The sequence below is a fragment of the Ruegeria sp. CL6 genome (assembly GCF_056536465.1).
This window is the reverse complement of record NZ_JBQFPR010000002.1, coordinates 878,998-898,080: the sequence shown is the minus strand read 5'-3', so window position 1 is coordinate 898,080 and position 19,083 is coordinate 878,998. Positions and strand designations below refer to the sequence as shown.

Genomic DNA, 19,083 nt, shown 5'->3' with positions numbered 1-19,083 from the left:
TAAGAAAGACCTTGGCAGAGCTCAAGTAGAGATGCCGGTGAGCAAAAAAGCCCGCCAATCAGATGATGGCGGGCTTTGTATCAGGGTTTGCGTTTTTTTTCAGTCCGCTGTCAGCAACGGCGGCTTGTCGCCCGGAATCCGTGGCTGATCGGGGCCAAGAATTTCCAGGTTCAGATCACCCTTCTTGACCGAGACACGGACCACACCGCCTTTGGCCAGTTTGCCGAACAGCAGCTCCTCGGCCAGAGGTTTCTTGATGTGCTCTTGAATGACCCGGCCCAGCGGACGGGCGCCCATCTTGTCGTCATAACCCTTGTCAGCCAGCCATTCGGCGGCTTTGGGCGTCAGGTCGATGGTCACGTTCCGATCCAGCAACTGCGCCTCAAGCTGCAGAACGAATTTTTCGACAACCTGCAGAATGACCTCTTTCGGCAGCGGCGCGAACGAGATCACAGCGTCCAGACGGTTGCGGAATTCCGGCGTAAAGGTCCGTTCGATCGCGGCCGTATCTTCACCTTCGCGGCGGTCCCGTCCAAAGCCGATGGCGGCCTTGGCCTGTTCCTGTGCACCGGCATTCGAGGTCATGATCAGAACCACGTTGCGGAAATTCACCGTGCGGCCGTTGTGATCTGTCAGCTCACCGTGGTCCATCACCTGCAACAGGATGTTGAACACGTCGGGGTGGGCTTTTTCGATCTCATCCAGCAGCAGCACGCAGTGCGGGTGCTGGTCGACGCCGTCCGTCAGCAAGCCACCTTGGTCAAACCCGACGTAGCCCGGAGGCGCGCCGATCAGACGGGATACCGCGTGTTTTTCCATGTATTCCGACATGTCAAAGCGCAGCAGTTCCACACCCAGCGTATCCGCGAGCTGTTTCGCAACCTCGGTTTTGCCCACACCGGTCGGACCGGCGAACAGGTAGTTGCCGATGGGTTTCTCAGGCTCACGCAGACCGGCGCGGGCCAGTTTGATCGCGCTGGATAGTGCGACGATGGCGTCATCCTGTCCGAACACCACGCGCTTCAGCGAGGCCTCAAGGTCCTTCAGAACCTCGGCATCGTCCTTGGTGACGTTCTTGGGCGGAATACGGGCGATCTTGGCCACGACAGCCTCGATTTCCTTGACGCCGATGGTCTTGCGGCGCTTGCTTTCCGCGACCAGATGCTGTGCCGCTCCGGCCTCATCAATCACGTCGATGGCCTTGTCGGGCAGTTTGCGGTCGTTGATATACCGCGCCGAAAGCTCGACGGCGGTCTTGATCGCGTCGGCGGTGTATTTGATCTCGTGATGCTTCTCGAAATAGGGTTTCAGGCCGCGCAGGATTTTCACGCTGTCTTCGACCGAAGGCTCATTCACGTCGATCTTCTGGAACCGGCGGCTCAGCGCGCGGTCCTTTTCAAAGTGCTGGCGGAATTCCTTATACGTGGTCGAGCCCATCGTGCGCAGCTTACCACCCTGCAACGCAGGTTTCAGCAGGTTGGACGCATCCATCGCGCCACCCGAAGTGGCACCGGCACCGATCACGGTATGGATTTCGTCAATGAACAGCACCGCGTCAGGGTGATCTTCCAGCTCGGTCACGACAGCTTTCAGACGCTCCTCGAAATCGCCGCGATAGCGGGTGCCTGCCAGCAGCGCGCCCATGTCCAGAGAATAGATCGTGGTTTCGGACAGCACGTCCGGCGCTTCGCCCGCGACGATTTTGTGGGCCAGCCCTTCGGCAATGGCGGTTTTGCCTACGCCCGGGTCCCCCACCAGCAGTGGGTTGTTCTTGCGGCGGCGGCACAGAACCTGAATGCAACGCTCAACCTCATCGGCGCGGCCGATCAGCGGGTCAACATCGCCTGCGCGCGATTTTGCGTTCAGATCAATGCAGTATTTCCCAAGCGCGCTTTCTTTCTGTTCGCCCTCTCCGGCGTTTGACTGGACTTCTTCTTCGACCTGATCCGCGCCGGAAACCGACCGATTCTCGCCATAGGCGGGGTCTTTGGCGACGCCGTGCGCGATGAAATTCACCGCGTCATAGCGAGTCATGTCCTGTTCCTGCAGGAAGTAGGCCGCGTTGCTTTCGCGTTCAGCGAAAATTGCAACCAACACGTTGGCACCGGTTACTTCGGTCCGGCCCGAGCTTTGGACGTGGATCGCTGCGCGTTGGATCACGCGCTGGAAGGCGGCCGTTGGAACGGCTTCGGACCCGTCGATATCCGTGACAAGGTTCGATAGGTCTTCGTCAATGAATTCGACCAGAGTGCTTCGCAGCTCATCCAGATCAACGCTACAGGCTTTCATGACGCGGATAGCATCAGGTTCTTCCAGCAGCGCCAGCAACAGATGCTCCAGCGTTGCAAATTCATGTCGCCGTTCGTTCGCAGCAGCCAAGGCCGCGTGAATGGCTTGTTCTAATGTGCTCGAGAATGAAGGCACGCGGGTGCTCCTCTGTCTTGGGTCGGAAGGGGCGCGGGCTTTAGGCCGGATCCCCATCCCAACCATGTCCTCATACTATTAGAGTTTGGTTGATCGCGGCCCGGCTTCAAGGGTTTTCTTTCACTTGACAGTCACATTTATTGTGACCGTGGCCGTGAAGAGCGCGAAATAAGCACTAGAAGCGGTCTTTTCTAGCCCGGATTTCCGCAAAAACTGCGGCAGGATCGGCATTTTCCATCCCAAGATGCGCCTGAATCGCCGGATCTGTGGCGCGAAGGAACGGATTTGTGGCCTTTTCCAGCGCCAAAGAGGACGGCACGGTTGGCTTTCCAGCAGCGCGTGCGCGTGCGATATCTGCGACACGGTCCTGCAATGCCGCGTTGTCAGGATCGACAGTTACCGCGAATTTCCCGTTGGACTGTGTGTATTCGTGCCCTGAACAAACCAGCGTGTCGTCGGGCAGGGCGGCCAGTTTCGACAGCGAGGCCCACATTTGCGGCGCGGTGCCCTCAAACAGACGGCCGCATCCAAGGGCCATTAGACTATCTGCGGTGAAAACGACGGAACTCTGCGGCATGTAAAAGGCGATATGACCGACCGTATGGCCCGAGACATCCATGACCTGCACGGGCTCTCCCCCAACCTCAAACACGTCGCCCTCGCTCACCTGCTGATCCAGCGGAGGCAGGCGATGCGCGTCTGCGGCAGCTCCGATCACCTTGGCCGCGTGTTTTTCGAGAATGGCGGGCAGGCCGTCCACATGGTCGAAATGATGGTGGGTCAACAATACGTGACTAAGCGTCCATCCGCGCTTCTCCAGCTCGGCCAGAATGGGCCCGGCTTCTGGCGCGTCGATCAATGCGGTATTGCCGCCCTCTGCGTCATGGGCCAAAAAAGCGTAGTTATCGCTGAGACATGGGATGGTGACGATCTCAAGAGGCATGGCCTTTTGCCCTTTCGTTGCTAGACTGCGCACAGCTAAGCCGATTGACCGGGTGTCCGCAATGCATCTTGATGTGCAGGATCTGAGGAACTTTTACTACCGCAGCACCCTGGGTCGTGCGGCGCAGGCTGCGATACGTGGGCGTTTGACGGATTTATGGCCCGAAGCCAAAGGGCAAACCGTGGTCGGATTCGGCTTTGCCGTTCCTTTGCTGCGGCCCTATTTGGCCGAGGCGCGCCGCGTGATCGGATTGATGCCGGGGCCGCAGGGAGTGATGCCCTGGCCTGCGGGTATGCCCAACGTGTCAGTCCTGACGGAAGAGACGCTTTGGCCGATCGAAACGGGCCATGTCGACAAGCTGGTTGTCATGCATGGGCTTGAGACATCCCAGCGACCCAGCGAGTTGCTGGATGAATGCTGGCGCGTATTGGGGCCCGGAGGACGGGCCTTCTTTATCGTGCCCAACCGGGCCGGGCTGTGGTCACGGACCGACCGCACCCCCTTTGGATTTGGCCGCCCTTATTCTGCGTCGCAGCTTGAGAGCCAACTCAAGTCCCATCACTTCATCCCGGAAAACCACTGCTCGGCTTTGTATTTGCCACCGTCCTTCCGCCGGTTTTGGCTGAAATCCGGGAGTTTGATCGAGAAAACCGGGCAACGTCTGCCGACGATCATGGCGGGTGGAGTGCTAATGGTCGAGGTGACCAAGCATATCCGGCCACCCAGCGGCAGTGTCACAAAAGACACTGAACGACGTCCAATCAAGGCGCTTGATGGTCTGCTGAAACCGGCCTAGGCCGCGCCAAGCATTTAACGCGACGTCAGACGCAGAAATTGCGGCAAAAAGGCCGCAGGAATCGCAAAAACCTACACTTTGGTAACATTTTTCGCGCTCCTCAGCCGGATAAAAGGGTCGCACCTTACGTAAGTGATTGAAATAGAACATTTTGTGGATAACGCGGCGGGGATTATAACGTATTGCTAGGTTGGTTCGGCTCTGCTACATCCCCGGTGATTTTGATCCCCGACCGCATGGGCGGGGTTTCTTCACGCCCCCGGGGTAGCTGCCGCAACGCGAATTCGGGGCCTCAAATATCGGAAGGGTGGACGTGTCCGAACCAGCTTCGATTTCCACTGGCATTGCCGAGCGCTATGCCACTGCGATCTTCGAGATCGCCAAAGAGAATAATGACCTTGCAGGTCTGGAAACCGGAATCAACGATCTGGCAGCAGCTTTGGGCGAGAGCGCCGAACTGCGCGACCTGATCGCTTCGCCTCTGGTTTCGCGCGCCGAACAGGAAGGCGCGATTACCGCGATCGCTGACAAGATGGGTTTGAACCCCATCCTGCGTAACACGCTGGGACTGATGGCGCAGAAACGCCGCCTGTTCGTCGTGCCGCAGCTGGTTCAGGTTCTGCGTACCATGCTGGCAGATGAGCGTGGCGAAGTGACCGCCGATGTCGCCTCGGCCAAGGCGCTGACCAAGACGCAACTGGAAAAACTGTCCAAGACGCTGTCCGAGCGTGTGGGCAAGACCGTAACAATCAATGCGACCGTTGATGAAAGCCTCATCGGCGGTCTTGTCGTTAAAGTGGGTTCGAAGATGATCGATAGCTCGATCCGCTCCAAGCTCAACTCCCTACAGAATGCAATGAAAGAGGTCGGATAAATGGGAATCCAAGCTGCAGAGATTTCTGCAATCCTGAAGGACCAGATCAAGAATTTTGGTCAGGAAGCCGAAGTAGCCGAAATCGGCCGCGTGCTGAGCGTCGGTGACGGTATCGCCCGCGTATACGGCCTGGACAATGTGCAAGCCGGTGAGATGGTCGAATTCCCCGGCGGCATCATGGGTATGGCGCTGAACCTGGAAAGCGACAACGTAGGTGTCGTTATCTTCGGTTCTGACCGTGACATCAAAGAAGGTGACACCGTCAAGCGCACCAACTCGATCGTGGACGTTCCGATCGGTGATGAGCTGCTGGGCCGCGTTGTTGACGGTCTGGGCAATCCGCTGGACGGCAAAGGCCCGATCAATGCCTCCAAGCGTGGCGTTGCAGACGTCAAAGCCCCCGGCATCATCCCGCGTAAATCGGTGCACGAGCCGATGGCAACCGGCCTGAAGTCGGTTGACGCGATGATCCCGATCGGCCGTGGCCAGCGGGAACTGATCATTGGTGACCGTCAGACAGGTAAAACCGCCGTGGCTCTGGACACCATCCTGAACCAGAAAGTCTATAACGACGCGGCAGGCGACGACGAGTCGAAGAAACTGTACTGCGTTTACGTTGCGGTTGGTCAAAAACGTTCGACCGTTGCGCAGCTGGTGAAGAAACTGGAAGAGTCCGGCGCGATTGAATACTCGATCGTTGTGGCCGCGACCGCGTCCGACCCGGCACCGATGCAGTTCCTGGCACCTTACGCCGCGACCGCGATGGCAGAATACTTCCGCGATAACGGCCGCCACGCGCTGATCATCTATGATGACCTGTCGAAACAGGCTGTGTCCTATCGTCAGATGTCGCTGCTGCTGCGCCGTCCGCCCGGACGTGAAGCCTATCCTGGTGACGTTTTCTATCTCCACTCGCGCCTGCTGGAGCGTTCGGCGAAGCTGAACGAAGACTTCGGCGCTGGCTCGCTGACCGCTCTGCCGGTTATCGAAACTCAGGGTGGTGACGTTTCGGCCTTTATTCCGACCAACGTGATCTCGATCACCGACGGCCAGATCTTCCTGGAAACCGAACTGTTCTATCAGGGCATCCGTCCTGCTGTGAACACGGGTCTGTCGGTTTCGCGTGTGGGCTCGTCCGCCCAGACCAACGCGATGAAATCGGTCGCTGGTCCGGTTAAGCTGGAATTGGCTCAGTACCGTGAAATGGCCGCCTTTGCGCAGTTTGGTTCCGACCTTGACGCCGCGACCCAGCAGCTGCTGAACCGTGGTGCGCGTCTGACCGAGCTGATGAAACAGCCGCAGTATTCGCCGCTGACCAACGCGGAAATCGTCTGCGTCATCTTCGCGGGCACCAACGGTTACCTCGACAAGATCGACGTCTCGGATGTTGGCCGCTATGAGGCTGGTCTGCTGGCGCACCTGCGGGGCAAGCACGCCGACCTGCTTAAGTGGCTCACCGACGAAGATCCCAAGATCAAAGGTGACGCGTCCGACAAGATCAAGGCAGCGATCGACGAATACGCCGCGACCTTCGCTTGATAGGGGGTTCCGATGCCTAGTCTGAAGGACCTTAAAAACAGGATCGAGTCGGTCAAATCGACCCGCAAGATCACCAAGGCCATGCAGATGGTCGCGGCCGCAAAACTGCGCCGCGCCCAGGAATCTGCCGAAGCCTCGCGCCCCTATGCCGAGCGGTTTAATGCCGTGATGGCGGGGCTGGCGGCTTCGGTCGGGGGCAGCGACAGCGCCCCCAAGCTGCTCCGTGGTACGGGCAGTGATGATGTGCATCTGCTGGTTGTGATGACAGCTGAACGCGGCCTTTGCGGTGGCTTCAACTCGAACATTGCCAAGCTCGCCCGCCAAAAGGCGGAAGAGCTGCGCGGCAAAGGCAAGACGGTCAAGGTTCTGACCGTCGGCAAGAAAGGCCGCGACGCGCTCAAGCGTGATTTTGGCGATCTGTTCGTTGGACATATCGACCTGAGCGAAGTCAAACGCATTGGTTACACCAACGCGCAGGACATTGCGAAGGACATCCTGTCTCGCTTTGACGGGGGTGAGTTCGATGTTGCCACGATCTTCTACTCGAAGTTCGTCAACGTCGTGACCCAGATCCCGACGGCCCAGCAAGTTATTCCCGCCTCGTTCGAGGACGAAGCGGCGGGTGACGACAGCGGTGCCATTTTCGATTACGAGCCCAGCGAAGAGGCCATCTTGGCCGACTTGCTGCCCAAGGGGGTTGCGACCGCGATCTTCTCGGCTCTGCTCGAGAACGGAGCGTCTGAACAGGGTGCACGGATGTCCGCGATGGACAACGCGACACGTAACGCGGGTGAGATGATCGACAAGCTGACGATCCAGTTCAACCGCTCGCGTCAGGCCGTGATCACCAACGAGCTGATTGAAATTATTTCCGGCGCCGAAGCGCTGTAAGAAAACCGGAGACGAAACATGGCGAATGCAAAAGGCAAAGTCACACAGATCATCGGGGCCGTCGTTGACGTGCAGTTCGATGACGCACTGCCTGAAATTCTGAACGCGCTGGAAACCACCAACAACGGCAAGCGCCTGGTGTTGGAAGTTGCTCAGCACTTGGGTGAAAACACCGTCCGTACCATCGCGATGGACGCGACCGAAGGTCTGGTCCGTGGTGAGGTCGTAACCGACACCGGCGCACCGATCTCGGTTCCGGTTGGCAACGCCACCCTGGGCCGCATCCTGAACGTGGTCGGCGAGCCGATCGACGAAAAAGGCGAGGTTGTTGCGTCGGAAACCCGCGCAATCCACCAGCCCGCACCCGAGTTCGCGGAACAGTCGACCGAGTCGGAAATCCTGGTGACCGGCATTAAGGTTGTGGACCTGCTGGCCCCTTATGCCAAAGGCGGTAAGATCGGCCTGTTCGGTGGTGCCGGCGTTGGTAAAACCGTTCTGATCATGGAACTGATCAACAACATCGCAAAAGTGCACTCGGGCTTTTCCGTGTTCGCGGGTGTTGGTGAACGGACCCGTGAAGGCAACGATCTGTACCACGAGATGATCGAATCGAACGTGATTAAGCCCGACAACCTGTCGGAATCGCAGGTTGCGCTGGTTTACGGTCAGATGAACGAACCTCCCGGAGCGCGTGCGCGTGTTGCTCTGACCGGTCTGACCCTGGCCGAACAGTTCCGCGACCAGTCCGGTACCGACGTTCTGTTCTTCGTCGACAACATCTTCCGCTTTACACAGGCGGGTTCCGAGGTTTCGGCTCTGCTGGGTCGTATTCCTTCTGCTGTGGGCTACCAGCCGACACTGGCCACTGACATGGGCGCGCTGCAGGAGCGGATCACCTCGACCAAGTCGGGCTCGATCACCTCGGTGCAGGCGATCTACGTGCCTGCGGACGACCTGACCGACCCCGCGCCGGCGACCTCGTTCGCTCACTTGGATGCGACCACCGTTCTGAACCGTGCGATCTCGGAAAAGGGTATCTACCCGGCTGTTGACCCGCTCGACTCGTCCTCGCGTCTGCTGGACCCCGCGATTGTGGGTGAGGAGCACTACGGCGTTGCGACCGACGTTCAGCAGATCCTCCAGCGCTACAAGTCGCTGCAGGACATCATCGCCATCCTCGGCATGGACGAACTGTCGGAAGAAGACAAACTGACCGTGGCCCGTGCCCGTAAGATCGAACGCTTCCTGTCGCAGCCGTTCGACGTTGCCGAAGTCTTCACCGGTTCGCCGGGCGTTCAGGTTCCTCTGGACGTGACCATCGCGTCGTTCAAAGCGGTTGTCGCTGGCGAATACGATCACCTGCCCGAAGCAGCCTTCCTGATGGTTGGCGGCATCGAAGAAGTGATCGCTAAAGCGGAAAAGATGGCCGCAGAAGCCGCCTAAGGAGTATCCCTGATGGCAAACACGATGCAATTCGACCTCGTCAGCCCCGAGCGGAGCCTTGCTTCGCTTGAGGCCACCGCGGTCCAGATTCCCGGCGCGGACGGGGACATGACGGCGATGCCCGATCATGCCCCCACCATCACCACGCTGCGCCCCGGTCTGCTGAAGGTTGAGGCACCCCAAGGAGCCAGCGAATACCTGGTCACCGGCGGTTTTGCCCAGATCAACGGCGACAGCATGTCGGTTCTGGCTGAAAAGGCCATTCCGGTTGCCGAAGTGACCCGGTCGCATCTGGACGACCTGATCGCCGAGGCGCGCGCCTCGCATGAAGCCGCGAAAGCGGGTGACGATCAGACCATCGTTGACGATGCAGCCAAGCTGCTGGCCGACATGGAAGCGCTTGGGACGCATATGAGCCTGTAAGGTTCACATCATACCCAGAAATCAAAACGGCTCCGCCAGTGCGGGGCCGTTTTTTTGTCGTGATTTTGCCAAGGCCGCGGAATAAGCTGCCGTAATAGTTGGCAAAGTAGAAATAACCGAAGACATAAATGAAGGTTTTTCAAACTCATCCCATTGGTATCGATCAAGGCGAAACCGTCTTGTTTTCTGATTTCTCGAACGGCGGAGAAATGTGGACAGGTGAGGGCGCACGGGAAAGGCGCTCGGCTGTTACGTTCAGTCAGCCGTTTCGGTCCGCACCGGTGATCCAGATCAGTATTTCGCTATGGGATGTGGATACGTCTTCGGCACTGCGCGCAGAGGTGGTGGCAGAAGACGTAACGGAGACAGGCTTTTGCGCGGTCTTCCGCACTTGGTCAGACACCCGCATTGCACGGATTCGAGTGAAGTGGACCGCGATAGGTGAAGTGGCTCATGAGGATGATTGGGACATCTCCTGAGCCACATCACATTGTTTAGGTAGGTTTTTTAGCCGTCTTGCGCTTCGATCATATCGACACGCGTGGCATGGCGACCGCCTTCAAACTCGGCTGTCAGGAAAGCATCGACAATATCCAATGCCTGACCTTCTCCGACGACGCGTGCGCCAATCGAAAGCATGTTGGCATTATTGTGCTGGCGGATCATACGCGCCGAGAATGCGTCAGCGCAGACCCCGCAGCGTATTCCGGGAACCTTGTTGGCTGCCATCATGATGCCCTGTCCCGTGCCGCACAGGATGATCCCCAATTGGCAGTCACCCGAAGCAACGGCTTGCGCCGCTGCCTTTCCGTGAATCGGGTAGTGCGTGCTCTCGGGTGTTGTCGGTCCGATATCGACAACTTCCCAGCCTTTGGCTGCGATATGCTTTGCGACTGCATTGCGTAGGTCAATGGCTGCGTGGTCGCTGGAAAGTACGATCCGTTTGGTGGTGGTCATTGGGTTTCCCCTAGAAAGCCGTGGAAGATAGCGCGGTCAGGGTAGGGCAATTGGAAGTGTTCGCCCTACTGCTTTAATCCGTCTGGTACATGGACTCGTAAATCGGGGTCAGGGTCTTGTCCTCGAACAAGGACGACACGCTGGTGCCATTCCAGATATTCAGGATCGCCTGCGTAAAGATCGGCGCGGTTGGCACGATGCGGATGTTCTTGGCCTTGGCGACTTCTTTGGTGGGTTGGATCGTGTCCGTCAGCACCAGAGATTTCATCACCGAGTTGGTCACACGCTCGACCGCCGGGCCGCTCATGACGCCGTGGGTGATGTAGGAATGAACCTCTTTCGCGCCGTTATCCAGCAGCACCTGCGCCGCCTTGCACAATGTGCCGGCCGTGTCGCACATGTCATCCACGATCAGGCAAATCTTGTCTTTTACGTCGCCGATCACGGTCATCTCAGCAACTTCACCTGCTTTCTCGCGGCGCTTGTCCACGATCGACAGAGGGGCATTGATACGCTTGGCCAGCTCTCGTGCGCGGGCTACGCCGCCCACGTCGGGTGAAACCACCATGATCTCGTCCATATTGTCCTTGAACTGGTTTTTTACATCCAGCGCAAAGATCGGCGAGGCATAGAGGTTGTCCACCGGAATATCAAAGAACCCCTGAATCTGGGCTGCGTGCAGGTCCATGGTCAGAACCCGCTCGATCCCTGCGCCGGTCAGCATATTGGCGACCAGCTTGGCGGAAATCGGCGTGCGGGCCTTGGTGCGGCGGTCCTGACGGGCGTAACCGAAATAGGGGATCACAGCCGTGATCCGCTGCGCGGACGAACGGCGCAGCGCGTCGGCGATAATCAGCAGCTCCATCAGGTTGTCGTTTGCAGGGTTCGAGGTCGGCTGAACGATGAACATGTCCTCGCCCCGCACATTCTCGAAAACTTCGACGAAAATCTCGCCGTCATTGAACCGCTCGACGCGAGCATCGACCAATCCCTGATCGACTCCGCGATACAGGCTCATTCGACGCGCGATGGTTTCGGCAAGAGGAAGGTTGGCGTTCCCAGCGATGAGCTTGGGTTCGTTGAGTGTCGGCATCGGCTGTTTTTCCCCGGGCAGCAATGGCAATGTGACAGATTCGTGATGTTGACACCGCTTATCATGGCCTTACCGTCTCGCAAAGATTACGCAGCGGAGAAAGTGCACATGGCCACCATTGACTACTATTTTGCGACACTCTCGCCCTACACTTACCTGGCGGGTACTCGACTGGAGGAGATAGCGGCCAAACACGGGGCCACGATCAACTATAAACCGCTGGATATCATCGCCCTGTTCGGTCGCACGGGGGGAACGCCGCCCAAGGACCGGCATATCTCGCGCATTGAGTACCGGGCGCAAGAGCTGCAAAGACAGGCGAAAAAGTTGGGTATGGAGTTCAATCTGCAACCGGCACATTGGCCGACAAATGCCGCACCGTCGTCCTATGCCGTAATTGCTGCGCTAAAGGACGGATCGGGGGATATTGGAAAGCTGGTTCATTCCTTCGTTCGCGCGTGCTGGGCTGAGGAGAAAGACATCGCGCAGGACGATGTCATCCGGGATTGTCTGTCCAAGGCGGGCTATGACCCAAGCCTGGCTGATAGCGGGTTGCTGGTTGGTGCCGAAACCTATGCCTCCAACCTGGAAGAAGCCGTTGATCGCGGCGTGTTTGGCGCCCCTTTTTATATTACCGAAGACGATCAGCGATTCTGGGGGCAGGATAGACTGGATGATCTGGATCGGCATCTGGCGGAGATGAAAGGATGAAGGACGGAATGACCTCGTCACCGGTTTTTGTCAGAACGCTTGGGCAGGGTGCACGCAAGGTGCTCGCCCTGCATTGCACTATCGCGCATTCCGGTGTTTGGGCCGGTTTGACCTCTGCACTGGATGACCAGGCTACTTTGATAGCGCCGGATATGCTTTCGCATGGACGCAGCCCGGATTGGGACGGGCAGGGGGATTTCTTTGATCTTACGACCGGGTTTTCGGCCAATTTGTTGACCGAGCCGATGGACGTGATTGGCCATTCTTTCGGCGCAATGGTCGCGTTGCGCCTTGCGCTGGAATACCCGGACCGCGTCCGCAGCGCCGTGTTGATAGAACCGGTTTTCTTTGCCGTGGCCGCGCAGGATGCGCCCGACATCCTTGCCCGCCATGATCAAGAGGCACAGCCCTATGCCGATGCCTTGGCCGCTGGGGATATGCAACTGGCGGCTCGGTTGTTCAACAGAATGTGGAGCACGGATATCAGTCCGCGGTGGACAGAAATGCAGGAGAAAACCCGCACTGCGATGATACGCGGTGTGCCTGTCGTGCCGGCCGTGAAAGAAGCGGTGTTTAATGACCAAAAGGGCTTTTTGAAACCCGGTGTTCTGGACCGCGCAACCATGCCCATCTTGGTTCTGAGCGGTTCAAAAACGAACCCCGTCATGCCTGTGATTGGTCAGGGGTTGCAGCGCCGTCTGCCCAACGCGTCCTTCGATGTCGTCGAAGGGGCGGGGCACATGCTGCCGATTTCTCATCCAAAGGCCACAGCGCAGCTTGTGCAACGGTTCTGGGACACTGCTGAGACACCTGCATAAGATTGGCCGCTTTGTCAGCGGCCTATAGCAAGGCCAGAAAACGGTCGATGTCATCTGTACTGATCGACCAGTCGCAAACAAGCCTGCAGGCGAGGGGTTCTTCCTCGTCTGCGCCTTCAAGTTCCGCGCCCCATAGGTGATAGACCGCGCCAGCTTGGTGCAACTGCTTGTGGCGCGCCCGCGAGAACTCGGCAAAGATCATGTTGGCTTGTGGCTCATGCAGGAACGAGGCTCCTTTCGCGCGCAGCCCGTCCGCAAGCCGAGCGCAGTTGGCGTTGGCCTGACGCGCCATAGTCAGCCACAGGTCGTTTTGCAGGTATGCCGCCATTTGCGCCGACAGATAGCGGTGCTTGGAGAACAGGTGCGCCCCGCGTTTGCGCCGCAGCTCAAATTCCCAAGCCTTCGTCTCGTCAAAGAAAACAACGGCTTCAACACCCATCAGGCCGTTTTTGGTGCCGCCAAAGCTGACCACATCCACGCCCGATTTCCACGTCATCTCGGCAGGGGAACAGTTCAGCGCAACCAGAGCGTTGGTGAAGCGCGCACCGTCAAGGTGAACGGGCAGGCCGTATTCCTTGGCCACACCGCACAGCGCCTGCAACTCGCTCAACGAATACACGGACCCACGTTCGGTCACCTGAGTGATCGAGACCGGACCGCGCTGAGGGCCATGCACGCCGCGCGTTTCTTCGGCCAGAATCGCACCGCGAAGCGCCTCGGGGTTCATCTTGTCGCTGCCCGGCACCAGCGTCAGCTTGGCTCCGCTGTAGAACTCGGGCGCGTTGCATTCATCTTCGTGGATATGGGCGACGGCTGAGCAAAACACTGTTTCCCACGGTTGCGCGAGGGTCGCCAAAGCCAGCGAATTCGCCGCCGTCCCTGTGGCCACCAGATACACCGCCGCACCCGGAGCTTCAAAGACCCCGCGAATCCGATCCCGTACCTCGTTCATCAACGAGTCGGCGCCGTAGGCCATCTGATACCCTTCATTGGCCGCGTTCAAGGCTGCCATGACCTGCGGGTGAACCGGCCCGGAATTGTCAGAGGCGAAATACATCAGCTAGGCTCCTCGATGATATAGTCTTCCCACTCTTCCATGGGGGTTTCAAACTCGGACACCGTGCGGCCCTGCACGGATATTCCGGCAGCATGCACGCTATCGGGCGTACCAGATATCAAAGGGTGCCAGTCGTAAAGTGGTTTCCCTTCCCACAGCAACCGATAGGCGCAGGTCTGGGGCAGCCAATAGGCGTGGCTGTCGATATTGTCCGGCGTCATAACGATACATTCCGGCACGAACTGGTGGCGGATATCGTATTGAGTGCAGCGGCAGGTTTCGTCGTCTAAAAGGCGGCAGGCGACACAAGTCAGGGCAACCTCGCCCGAGTCTTCGTCTTCCAGCTTGTTCAGACAGCACTTGCCGCACCCGTCGCACAGCGCTTCCCATTCGCGCTGGTTCATTTTGGTCAGCGGTTTACGTTCCCAAAATCGGGGGGCCAGGCCATCGCGGTCAATCGGATCGGTCGTCATAACGCCGCCAGCAGGGTGCGGGCCTTTTCGCAATCAGAGTTCATCTGTGAGATTAGCCCATCCAGCCCGTCAAAGGTCATCTCTGGGCGGAGATATTCGACCAGCCCGACCGACAGGGTCGCGCCGTACAGATCGCCAGAGAAATCGAGAAGGAAAGTTTCAATATTGGGAACTTCGCCCTGAAACATTGGTCGCGTCCCAACCGAAGCCGCGCCGTGATAGCTGCCTTTATGCGGACCGTCGAGCACATCGACCAGCACCGCGTAGACGCCAAACTTTGGCGGGTGCAGCCCCTCGATCGACATGTTTGCGGTGGGAAAGCCCAGCTCGCGCCCCCGCTGTTCGCCGCCAATGACTTCGCCTTCGATCCGGTGCCAATGGCCCAGCATGGCGGCCGCATCGCGCGGGCGACCATCGGTCAGTGCAGTGCGGATCGCGGTGGAGGACACGATGTTTTCAGATCGCTCCATCAATGGGGCGATGGTGACGCCAAAACCCATCTCGCGCCCAAAGCGGATCATGTCCTCGGCGGAGCCACTTCGCCCTTTGCCGAAACAGAAATCCGCTCCGACAACAACATGGGACAGGCCGAGCCCGTCGCAGATCACATTGCGGGCGAATTCTTCGGGGGTCAAACCAGCAAGAGCTGCATTGAATGGCAGTTCGTACAACTTCTGGACGCCCAGTTTCTCGAGCCGGTGCGCGCGTGCATTGCCGCGCATCAAGCGAAAAGGCGGGGCCGCCGGAGCAAAATACTCACGCGGATGCGGCTCGAACGTCATTACGCCCAGCGGGGCGTCGGGGGCGGCCTTGCGTGCCAGTTCAATGACCGACCGATGGCCGATGTGAACCCCGTCAAAGTTCCCGATCGCGACGCTGGCGCCTCGATCCCGAGGCTCGATATATTGGAAATCCCGAATGGTGCGCATAGCGCTTGCCTAACGGGACTGCCGCCCTTGTTCAAGGGCTTGAAGCATCAGTCGAACTTGCGCGATGGGGCCAGCACCATGGCTTCGCCCACCAACACCTTTTTACCATCAACCGCGCAGTGGCAATCCAACTTGACCCGGCGCTTGGCAAAGTCGATGTCGATCACCTTGACCTCGGCATAGACCATGTCACCGGGGCGCACCGGAGCCAGGAATTTCAAGGATTGGCCCATGTAAACCGTACCGTGGCCGGGCAGTTGCTCGCCGATCACGGCTGAGATCAACCCAGCCGTCAGCATCCCATGCGCAATGCGTCCTTGAAAGATCGTGTCGCGGGCGTAGTCATCGTCCAGATGAACTGGATTCCGGTCGGTTGAAACCTGAGCAAACATCTCGATATCTTCGTCCGTCACCACTTTGCGCAGGTGGCGGGTCATGCCCATTTCGATGTCTTCAATGCAGATCGTGCCGCGCGGAAGATTGTCCAACATGTCGCCCTCACTCAAAGCCTATGGGCAACAAAAAAACTTTAGATGCCCGTGTTTGGCAACTTTATTACTTCGCAAGCGCAGAAAATCAAGCCTTTTCTGCTCAGCGCAAACGTCCGATCGTATAGGTGGGATTTATATTTTCCCTTGCAATATAAGCGGTTAGGGATTCGTGGTGCGGATGATGCGACGTTTTTGTTTCGGCCGCTGCCAGTCCGCCTGAGATGAACAGAGAATCAATTCCCTCACCCATGCCGCCCAGAATGTCGGTATGAGGCCCGTCGCCGATCACCAAAATATCGCCATCGGGGATATCCTGATCCAATTCTTGCAGCCGACGACGCGCCAGATCGTAGATCGGAGGGTGCGGTTTGCCGAAATAGAGGCTTTCTCCGCCCATCTGGGTGTATAGTTTCGCCAACGCGCCCGCGCACCACTCGCGAACCTCGCCCCGATCAACGACGATGTCCGGGTTGGCGCAGAGCAGTTTCATGCCCTTTTGCTTGGCGAATAGGAAATCCGCCCGGTTCACCGCTGGATCTGCCATGGGATCGAACGGGCCGCAGCATACGATGCCCTCGGCCTCGGCCAGTGGTACGCGTTCGATGTGAATGGGGTGATCCAGCAGCTTCAGCGGTTCAAAGAATCCCGTGTCGCGCTCCCATTCGCCCATGAAATAGACCTTTTGGCCGACGACCCCGCGGAACATGGCTGACCGGGCTGAATCTCCGCTGGTCGCGATCGTGTCGTAGGCGTTGTCGGGAACATTGAACTGTTCAAGCTGCTCCGCGACACCGGCGCGCGGTTTGGGAGAGTTGGTGACCAAAACGACAATTCCGCCTTTGGCACGATATTCCTGAAGGGCGGCGACGGCTTCGGGAAAGGCCGTGATGCCGTTGTGAACGCATCCCCAAAGGTCCACGAACAGAGCTTTGTAGCGGTCAGAGATTTCAGAAAGCGAATGGACGATCTGGGTCATGTGCGTGCCCTCGGGGTCAAAGGTCGAAGTTGCGTCAGCTATGGCAAAGCTGGTTCGTTTTGACCATCCCACAATGCAAATAACAGGGGTTGCGGCCTTTGCGCGTCAGTTTTCTTCGGAAATATCTTCCACGCCCGGTGCCTGCTGGACGTTTTCAGTGCCCAGTATGACCTGCGCACCAATCCTGTTTTGAAACCGAACCACGACCAAATAGCCGGGCCCCAATTCGTCTTGCAAAACGTCGACCAAGGGTTGTTCGCGAAGGCTTTCAGGAAGCAATCCGGCAATCGAGGAAACCTTGAAAGCGGCTTCGATGGGAAGATCGACGATCAGCCATATGTCCGCGTGTTTGCGCTTGGGGTTTACGTCCACGCGGATGATCTCGACCGAAACGGGGTCAGCCCAATCTCGAATTGTCTGCGCGACCCGCGACTCGGTCCGGGTTTCGAGATAGCGATTATAGGTGGACTTTCCCAGTTGCAGGACAACGGCCGCCAGAAATGCCAGCGTCACGAATACGCTGGCCGTAAAGTTCAGCTTGCGCTTGCCTTTGCTAAAGACAACGGAACGTGCGGCATAAACGATATATACCGAACAGGCAGACAGGATGATCGCACCAAGGTTTGTCGCAAAGAGCAGTCCGGCTTCATAGGCGTCGGCGGGTTCACCAAAATACAATAGTACGCCTGACGCAGACAAAGGCGGAACCAGCGATACGCCGATGGCCGCTCCGGGTAGAAGGCTGGCCTCGGACCGGTTGATCTGCACATAAGCGGCTGCCACGCCAGCGGCGAGAGCCACAATAAGGTCTTCGGTTCCGGGATCTGTTCGTGCAAGTACCTGATCAGGGATCAGGATGCCGCGTGGAACATCGGCGATATAGACGAGAAACCACGCCAGAAAGACACACAGAAAAGCTGCTGCGCAAACCGTGAGGGCGAGGGAAAGCGCCCGTTTCAGCCACCCCATGACCATCGCCGCTGCGACTCCGAGTATCGGAGACATGAGCGGAGCGACCAGCATGGCGGCGATAACCACGGCACCGGAATCGCGCAGCATACCCATCGTGGCAATGACCACCGACAGGGTCAGCAGCATGGCAAAGCGCCGCCAATATGCGGCTTTGTCCTTGCCCTCGAACCGCAGGATATCCCGGGTCGTGCTATAGTTGAGCATGCTCATGCATTTCGTTAGATCCGCGTTTCCGCCGTTGCTTTGATCAGAGTAGCAACGGAAATGGTTCTCGCAAATCTTTAGATGCAAACAAAAAAGGCGCCCAAGCTGGACGCCTTTTCAACAACAGTAAAGTCAGATCAGACTTTGAGGTTCGGGATGATCTGCTTCTTGCGGCTCATGATGCCGGGAAGAACAACGGCGTCGCCATCAACGCTTGCGCCAAAGCTTTTCTCGGCGACCGATTTGACCAGATCGTTGGGGACCAGCAGGGTGGCCTCTTCGTTCAGGATGTCGACCACGAACAGCAGAACCTGATCCACGCCGTCTTCCTTGGCAACATCGGCCATTGAAGTTGCGAGGCTGCCCTTGCGGTCAAGCACAACACCCGGAGCGGTGGTTTCCAGAACCGAGACGCGGAACTTGGTGCCGTCGACCTCGTATTCCTTGCTGTCCATGCGGATCAGTTCCGCATCCGAGAACGAGGAAACGTCTGATTTCGCCGCGAACATGTCAGCAGCATAGGCCGAGACGTCCAGACCCAGCTCGGCGGCCAGTTTCTCGGCCACGGCGCGGTCATGGGCGGTGGTGGTGGGCGAGCGGAACTCCAGCGTGTCCGACAGGATGCAGGTCAGCGCCGCGCCTTTGATGGCCTCGGGCATTTTGGCTGCGTCGTCGCCCATCAGGTCAACCATGATGGTCGCGGTGCAGGCCAGCGGGCGAACGGTGATGTCGATCGGGCCTTTGGTTTCCAGACCGCCGACCAGCTTGTGGTGGTCGATGATGGCACGGATGTCGGCGCTGTTGACGCTGGCGGGCAGCTCGGCGGGGTTGTTGGTGTCTACGATGACAACCGGCGCGTCGGCTTCGACGTCGTCAATGATGCGCGGCTTGGGCAGGTCCCAGCGTTGCAGCATGAACGCCGCTTCGGTGTTGGGTTCGCCCAGCAGTACGGGCTCGGCCTGTTCGCCTTTGACTTCGTTCAGGTACCACGACCACAGGATCGGAGAACCGGTGGAATCGGTGTCGGGGGATTTATGTCCAAATACGAGGGTTGTCATGTCAGCGTCCT

20 protein-coding genes are annotated in these 19,083 nt (G+C 58.3%); 9 read left to right on the top strand and 11 right to left on the bottom strand.

The window, feature by feature from the left end; genetic code table 11:
• Positions 1-99: 99 nt before the first annotated feature.
• Positions 100-2,424 (bottom strand): ATP-dependent Clp protease ATP-binding subunit ClpA, encoded by a 2,325-nt coding sequence (clpA, locus tag ACR0LH_RS09345; RefSeq protein ID WP_170484217.1) that lies wholly within the window; start codon positions 2,422-2,424, stop codon positions 100-102.
• Positions 2,425-2,599: 175 nt separating this feature from the next.
• Positions 2,600-3,367 (bottom strand): hydroxyacylglutathione hydrolase, encoded by a 768-nt coding sequence (gloB, locus tag ACR0LH_RS09340; protein ID WP_480720648.1) that lies wholly within the window; start codon positions 3,365-3,367, stop codon positions 2,600-2,602.
• Between the two features lie 61 nt (positions 3,368-3,428).
• Here gloB and ACR0LH_RS09335 point away from each other — a divergent pair, with 61 nt between their 5' ends.
• The 7 genes from ACR0LH_RS09335 to ACR0LH_RS09305 all read left to right on the top strand — a co-directional run bounded on the left by ACR0LH_RS09335 (position 3,429) and on the right by ACR0LH_RS09305 (position 9,812).
• A complete protein-coding gene (locus tag ACR0LH_RS09335; protein ID WP_170411520.1) occupies positions 3,429-4,163 on the top strand; it encodes a methyltransferase domain-containing protein in 735 nt (244 codons plus the stop codon).
• Positions 4,164-4,476: 313 nt separating this feature from the next.
• Positions 4,477-5,037, top strand: coding sequence for a F0F1 ATP synthase subunit delta (locus tag ACR0LH_RS09330; protein ID WP_170778149.1), 561 nt, complete (start codon positions 4,477-4,479; stop codon positions 5,035-5,037).
• On the top strand, positions 5,038-6,576 hold the full coding sequence (atpA, locus tag ACR0LH_RS09325) for a F0F1 ATP synthase subunit alpha (RefSeq protein ID WP_170384854.1): 1,539 nt from the start codon (positions 5,038-5,040) through the stop codon (positions 6,574-6,576).
• A gap of 12 nt (positions 6,577-6,588) precedes the next feature.
• A complete protein-coding gene (locus ACR0LH_RS09320; RefSeq protein ID WP_170384851.1) occupies positions 6,589-7,467 on the top strand; it encodes a F0F1 ATP synthase subunit gamma in 879 nt (292 codons plus the stop codon).
• 18 nt (positions 7,468-7,485) lie between these two features.
• Positions 7,486-8,910 (top strand): F0F1 ATP synthase subunit beta, encoded by a 1,425-nt coding sequence (gene atpD, locus ACR0LH_RS09315; RefSeq protein ID WP_170411511.1) that lies wholly within the window; start codon positions 7,486-7,488, stop codon positions 8,908-8,910.
• Positions 8,911-8,922: 12 nt separating this feature from the next.
• Positions 8,923-9,333 (top strand): F0F1 ATP synthase subunit epsilon, encoded by a 411-nt coding sequence (locus ACR0LH_RS09310; protein WP_170384845.1) that lies wholly within the window; start codon positions 8,923-8,925, stop codon positions 9,331-9,333.
• Positions 9,334-9,461: 128 nt separating this feature from the next.
• Positions 9,462-9,812: an H-type lectin domain-containing protein gene (locus ACR0LH_RS09305; protein ID WP_480720646.1), complete on the top strand. Its 351-nt coding sequence runs from the start codon at positions 9,462-9,464 to the stop codon at positions 9,810-9,812.
• 28 nt (positions 9,813-9,840) lie between these two features.
• Here ACR0LH_RS09305 and rpiB read toward each other — a convergent pair whose 3' ends face one another.
• Together rpiB and ACR0LH_RS09295 are read right to left on the bottom strand one after the other, a co-directional pair.
• Complete coding sequence (gene rpiB / locus ACR0LH_RS09300) at positions 9,841-10,290, bottom strand: ribose 5-phosphate isomerase B (RefSeq protein ID WP_170384839.1); 450 nt, start codon at positions 10,288-10,290, stop codon at positions 9,841-9,843.
• Positions 10,291-10,363: 73 nt separating this feature from the next.
• Complete coding sequence (locus ACR0LH_RS09295) at positions 10,364-11,383, bottom strand: ribose-phosphate pyrophosphokinase (protein WP_170548175.1); 1,020 nt, start codon at positions 11,381-11,383, stop codon at positions 10,364-10,366.
• A 108-nt stretch (positions 11,384-11,491) separates the two neighbouring features.
• Here ACR0LH_RS09295 and ACR0LH_RS09290 point away from each other — a divergent pair, with 108 nt between their 5' ends.
• Both ACR0LH_RS09290 and ACR0LH_RS09285 read left to right on the top strand, forming a co-directional pair.
• Positions 11,492-12,094, top strand: coding sequence for a 2-hydroxychromene-2-carboxylate isomerase (locus ACR0LH_RS09290; RefSeq protein ID WP_170548178.1), 603 nt, complete (start codon positions 11,492-11,494; stop codon positions 12,092-12,094).
• Complete coding sequence (locus ACR0LH_RS09285; protein ID WP_170793266.1) at positions 12,091-12,912, top strand: alpha/beta fold hydrolase; 822 nt, start codon at positions 12,091-12,093, stop codon at positions 12,910-12,912. Before ACR0LH_RS09290 ends, ACR0LH_RS09285 begins: the two co-directional genes overlap by 4 nt.
• 22 nt (positions 12,913-12,934) lie before the next feature.
• Here ACR0LH_RS09285 and ACR0LH_RS09280 read toward each other — a convergent pair whose 3' ends face one another.
• From ACR0LH_RS09280 to ACR0LH_RS09250, 7 genes are all read right to left on the bottom strand, one after another.
• On the bottom strand, positions 12,935-13,969 hold the full coding sequence (locus ACR0LH_RS09280) for a threonine aldolase family protein (protein WP_480720643.1): 1,035 nt from the start codon (positions 13,967-13,969) through the stop codon (positions 12,935-12,937).
• A complete protein-coding gene (locus ACR0LH_RS09275; protein WP_170384822.1) occupies positions 13,969-14,442 on the bottom strand; it encodes a YcgN family cysteine cluster protein in 474 nt (157 codons plus the stop codon). The genes ACR0LH_RS09280 and ACR0LH_RS09275 overlap by 1 nt, the downstream gene beginning before the upstream one ends.
• Positions 14,439-15,371, bottom strand: coding sequence for a bifunctional riboflavin kinase/FAD synthetase (locus ACR0LH_RS09270; protein WP_480720642.1), 933 nt, complete (start codon positions 15,369-15,371; stop codon positions 14,439-14,441). The genes ACR0LH_RS09275 and ACR0LH_RS09270 overlap by 4 nt, the downstream gene beginning before the upstream one ends.
• A 47-nt stretch (positions 15,372-15,418) precedes the next feature.
• On the bottom strand, positions 15,419-15,862 hold the full coding sequence (locus ACR0LH_RS09265; protein WP_170384816.1) for a MaoC family dehydratase: 444 nt from the start codon (positions 15,860-15,862) through the stop codon (positions 15,419-15,421).
• 100 nt (positions 15,863-15,962) lie between these two features.
• A complete protein-coding gene (locus tag ACR0LH_RS09260; protein ID WP_480720641.1) occupies positions 15,963-16,838 on the bottom strand; it encodes a TIGR01459 family HAD-type hydrolase in 876 nt (291 codons plus the stop codon).
• A gap of 105 nt (positions 16,839-16,943) precedes the next feature.
• On the bottom strand, positions 16,944-18,020 hold the full coding sequence (locus ACR0LH_RS09255; protein WP_170484196.1) for a DUF389 domain-containing protein: 1,077 nt from the start codon (positions 18,018-18,020) through the stop codon (positions 16,944-16,946).
• 131 nt (positions 18,021-18,151) lie between these two features.
• Positions 18,152-19,072 carry a manganese-dependent inorganic pyrophosphatase gene (locus ACR0LH_RS09250; protein WP_480720639.1) on the bottom strand — a complete coding sequence of 307 codons (921 nt, stop codon included), beginning with the start codon at positions 19,070-19,072 and terminating at the stop codon, positions 18,152-18,154.
• Positions 19,073-19,083: the final 11 nt, after the last annotated feature.